The sequence below is a fragment of the Pantoea sp. E956-1 genome (assembly GCF_982223955.1).
Window position 1 is genome coordinate 1 of sequence record NZ_CEUYZP010000023.1, and the last position, 3,454, is coordinate 3,454.

Annotated in this window: 9 protein-coding genes; all 9 read right to left on the bottom strand. The window is 49.9% G+C overall.

Annotated elements, in window-relative coordinates:
- Positions 1-123 precede the first annotated feature (123 nt).
- Positions 124-396: a DUF5405 family protein gene (locus AC0T7J_RS24980; protein ID WP_191923011.1), complete on the bottom strand. Its 273-nt coding sequence runs from the start codon at positions 394-396 to the stop codon at positions 124-126.
- 74 nt (positions 397-470) lie between these two features.
- Positions 471-635 (bottom strand): hypothetical protein, encoded by a 165-nt coding sequence (locus tag AC0T7J_RS24985; RefSeq protein ID WP_473798384.1) that lies wholly within the window; start codon positions 633-635, stop codon positions 471-473.
- Entirely contained in the window at positions 632-847 is a 216-nt protein-coding gene (locus tag AC0T7J_RS24990; protein WP_473798387.1) for a hypothetical protein, read from the bottom strand. Before AC0T7J_RS24990 ends, AC0T7J_RS24985 begins: the two co-directional genes overlap by 4 nt.
- Complete coding sequence (locus tag AC0T7J_RS24995) at positions 844-1,329, bottom strand: HNH endonuclease (protein ID WP_473798390.1); 486 nt, start codon at positions 1,327-1,329, stop codon at positions 844-846. Before AC0T7J_RS24995 ends, AC0T7J_RS24990 begins: the two co-directional genes overlap by 4 nt.
- Positions 1,329-1,865 (bottom strand): hypothetical protein, encoded by a 537-nt coding sequence (locus AC0T7J_RS25000; RefSeq protein WP_473798392.1) that lies wholly within the window; start codon positions 1,863-1,865, stop codon positions 1,329-1,331. The genes AC0T7J_RS24995 and AC0T7J_RS25000 overlap by 1 nt, the downstream gene beginning before the upstream one ends.
- Entirely contained in the window at positions 1,862-2,572 is a 711-nt protein-coding gene (locus tag AC0T7J_RS25005) for a hypothetical protein (RefSeq protein ID WP_473798395.1), read from the bottom strand. Before AC0T7J_RS25005 ends, AC0T7J_RS25000 begins: the two co-directional genes overlap by 4 nt.
- Positions 2,573-2,621: 49 nt before the next feature.
- Entirely contained in the window at positions 2,622-2,855 is a 234-nt protein-coding gene (locus tag AC0T7J_RS25010; RefSeq protein ID WP_473798397.1) for a hypothetical protein, read from the bottom strand.
- Between the two features lie 93 nt (positions 2,856-2,948).
- Positions 2,949-3,128, bottom strand: coding sequence for a hypothetical protein (locus tag AC0T7J_RS25015; protein WP_473798400.1), 180 nt, complete (start codon positions 3,126-3,128; stop codon positions 2,949-2,951).
- Positions 3,129-3,138: 10 nt separating this feature from the next.
- A partial coding sequence (gene ssb / locus AC0T7J_RS25020; RefSeq protein WP_473798403.1) for a single-stranded DNA-binding protein occupies positions 3,139-3,454 on the bottom strand: 316 nt, incomplete at its 5' end.

Sequence of the window (3,454 nt, forward strand, 5' to 3'; positions counted from 1 at the left end):
CCTTTATCTACTGACTCCTCGCAGTTATAGCAGGCACCGGTAAACTGCATTTCCGGGCGTTTACGGTTAGCCAGGGCTATGGTTCTTTCCAGTTCTTCAAGCGCTGCGGCCTGGTCTAATTCGTCAGACATGCGCCACCTCCGCAAATGCCTTCTCACACCAGATAGAGATGTAGGTAATCTGGTCCTGCATTTCCTGCAGCGTCTTCGCTTCGCCGGTGCGGATTTCATGGTTGATGAGAGCGCGGATGAGATGCTCTAACTTCGAGTAGTAGCCGAGGCGCTGCTGAGTTTCCTGTCCGGCTGTTTTGCCATGCTTAACGATGCTTTTCACGTACAGGATGAAGTCGTTAGCGCCGCCTTCGACTGTGTATTTGTCACCGATTTCGATATGCATTTTGGTTTCCTATAGGCAATAAAAAACCGCTTTCGCGGCTCGTTTTGATTTCTCAATGGGTTCGTAGTTTTTCATTACGAATTCCAGCGTGCGGAGAAAACCTCATAGTTATCTATGATGGGGTTATCAGAAGCCATGCTGTTGCATTCGCCAAACTCAACATCTACCCATTGACTAATTTCTTCATCTGTTGCATCGTCTGGAACTTCAACTTCCACAGTCACGGTTATATATTTCATTGCGCCACCTTCTTAGCACCGCACAGGGTGCAGTATTGGTACCGACCACCAGCCTCTACTAAGCGAATGACATTCCAGTTATGACGGCATGGGCGCAGCGCCAGCAACTCCCTTGCCATGTCTACTTCATCACCTGTGCAAATTTCACTATTTTTCAGCTTGAACCTCAGCCTCTCATCACTAATCATTTCTCCTCCGGAATTTTTTATCATGATGCGAACTCCCCATATGCTTTAGCTCTTGCTTCAGAAGCCGCTAATTCTGCCAACTCAAAATCGTCGAAGTAGCCAATATGGCGCTGCTTACCGCTAATATGAACCCTAACGTGCCACCGATTACGCCGGAGATCCCAACTGGCACACTTTATGCCGCTAGTGTTATTTCTCTGCATGTTCTTATTTGCATTGTTCTGGCCGTTATCAGCCTCCCGGATGTTAGCCCATCGGTCATCGTTTCTGATGCGATTGATGTGATCTGCCTGCAATGGCAGGCGCCCAGTCATATAAAGAAATACCAGGCGCGCACACCTGTACTGCTTGCCGTCAACTTTTATTAGCCTGTAGCCTTCTTTAGTTAACCAACCTGCCACCTCGCCTGCCACATGGTTGCTTGCGGATTTTATCCTGGTGAAATTTCCACTTTCAGGATCATAGTGCAGCAATTCCTTAAGCCTTTCCTGAGTCAGCTTTTCCATCACTCACCCTCCACCTGATAACCGGCTGCGAGTATGGCCTCTCTATCAATATTAGCTCTGTCATTATATCCCTCGGCGTAATCAATGTGCGATTGCGTAGAGTCCCTGTTTATTTTCAAGTCTCGGGATAGTTTAACTGTTTGATTCGGAGGTTGAGAAAATATAGCGTATATTGGCTTGCCTCTGAATACCGCTGCCGCCACTCGATGGTATCCATCCCATATAATTGCTTTTCCTTCATAAAAAACAACAACGACCGGGTTTAATGCGGGCTTTTCCTTCAATTCTACATAATCAGCCGGATCCCTGCCGTCATCGATTAACATTTTTATTTCATTGTCCAGCCAATGACCTGCTGACTCTTGGTCGAACATGTAATTGAAAACCTGAGGAGATAGAAAACCTTCGACCCAAACGGAAAGATGTGGGTAAAACCATGCGTACGTTCCTTCGTCATTGTCTGATCGATATATGGCCGCCAATTCTCTCATTTCTTTTTGTGACATCGTCAAGGTCCGCTTCTGCTCTTCGGTCATGATGGCTCTCCTGCGCGGAGTTGGCGGAAATTATACAAAGCGAGACGGTACGTCTCTGAAGAAGGCTCCTCAGAAGCAAACAGAATTGACTCCAGGTCGCCGCTATCGATTATCTGTGCGATGTCCGCAGGTAAGGACTCAGCCCGCAAGTTATTGCGCTCTGCATCAAGCTCAGGTCCGACGCGAATCACCCGGTCAACCAGTCTTTGCACCCAGCGGTTAATTGAGAAATTGAACTCTTCTTTCGACTCAGGAAGCGCCACGCCCATAACAGCTAAGGCTGCTTCAATGTCTTTGGGAATGAATACACTATCCCTCTCCTGCTGCTTTACCTTCGCCGCCAGAGAGTCGCGCTCATTCTCCGCCTGAGCTAACTTCTGGGCAGGCGTTAGTCCATCGACGCGCTGCATGGTGATTGTGAGTGGTCCGATATCGGAATGCTGGAAAAGCAACTCAAGATAATTTATGGCACCCGATTGCTTGAATTGCTCAGCATAAGCTTCGGCCAATAACTGGCATACTCCCCCAGAAAACTCGAAACCGAATCCGCCATCACTGCGAGGGCCAGCGCCATGAAGTCGCATCTCTCCGGCAAGGATTTCGCCTAAGTTTTTACCCTCAATGCGATCAGTAGGAATACCTTCAAGTGCATTAACACAAGCAGAAATTCGGCGCTGAATTTCATCCTGGCTCTCTTCTGCGTTCATTCTCTTACCCCTTGTGCCGCTGTCAGGCTCAATGCCGCGGCGAAAATAGTTAGTCCTGCACCACGGCACCAAACCGGCCGCGCAGCTCTGTCTGATAGTCATTCCAGACAACATCAGGCTTCGTCATTACGATTCGTGGCAGCTGAGGATAGAAGGCTGCCTGTCGTGCATATTCACGGGTGGCGCGCTCCCTGCGCCGTGCTTCCAGTGATTCCGTCGTACGTGATTCAATCCGGCACCGACCACCGTACCGGGCGTTAATCTGCTGCTGTGCGTCCTGCATAGCCATCCTGTGAAGCCTGAGTGATTCTGCTTCATCAGGGCGTGCAGAGTACGCCGAAGGTTCGGTGAGGTTCATGGTCGGTGCCTTATTTGTTTACTTAGAGAGAAGAACCCATTCGCGTAGTTCTGCGTTCCAGATTGCACCGAGGTCTTTTGGGTGCTCGCATGGAAGAACTATTTGCTTGCCGGTATCGCGCTCAACTCCATGAGAAACTACCAGCGATGTTCTGCCCGTCTTTTCATTTTTGTGATAAATGGTCACAGCGATAATCATCGGAGGTTCCCTAAAACGGGGTGTCATCTTCCCAATCCATCGGCGGTTCATTGTTCGCCGGTGGAGTAGATTGCCCAGCCTGCTGCTGCGGACGCTGCTGATTTTGCTGTGGTCGGTTTCCCTGACCACCTTCCTGCTTACCGCCCAGCATCTGCATGGTGCCGCCCACATTGACCGTAACCTCGGTGGTGTAGCGTTCCTGTCCGCCCTGGTCCTGCCACTTGCGGGTGCGTAGCTGGCCTTCGATATAGACCTGCGAACCTTTGCGAAGGTATTCACCTGCAACCTCAGCAAGCTTCCCAAACAGCACTACGCGGTGCCATTCA

Coding starts and splice junctions, on each gene's coding strand:
- AC0T7J_RS24980 (WP_191923011.1), bottom strand. CDS start 396: ATGCATATCGAAATCGGTGACAAATACACAGTCGAAGGCGGCGCTAAC.
- AC0T7J_RS24985 (WP_473798384.1), bottom strand. CDS start 635: ATGAAATATATAACCGTGACTGTGGAAGTTGAAGTTCCAGACGATGCA.
- AC0T7J_RS24990 (WP_473798387.1), bottom strand. CDS start 847: ATGATAAAAAATTCCGGAGGAGAAATGATTAGTGATGAGAGGCTGAGG.
- AC0T7J_RS24995 (WP_473798390.1), bottom strand. CDS start 1,329: ATGGAAAAGCTGACTCAGGAAAGGCTTAAGGAATTGCTGCACTATGAT.
- AC0T7J_RS25000 (WP_473798392.1), bottom strand. CDS start 1,865: ATGACCGAAGAGCAGAAGCGGACCTTGACGATGTCACAAAAAGAAATG.
- AC0T7J_RS25005 (WP_473798395.1), bottom strand. CDS start 2,572: ATGAACGCAGAAGAGAGCCAGGATGAAATTCAGCGCCGAATTTCTGCT.
- AC0T7J_RS25010 (WP_473798397.1), bottom strand. CDS start 2,855: ATGCAGGACGCACAGCAGCAGATTAACGCCCGGTACGGTGGTCGGTGC.
- AC0T7J_RS25015 (WP_473798400.1), bottom strand. CDS start 3,128: ATGATTATCGCTGTGACCATTTATCACAAAAATGAAAAGACGGGCAGA.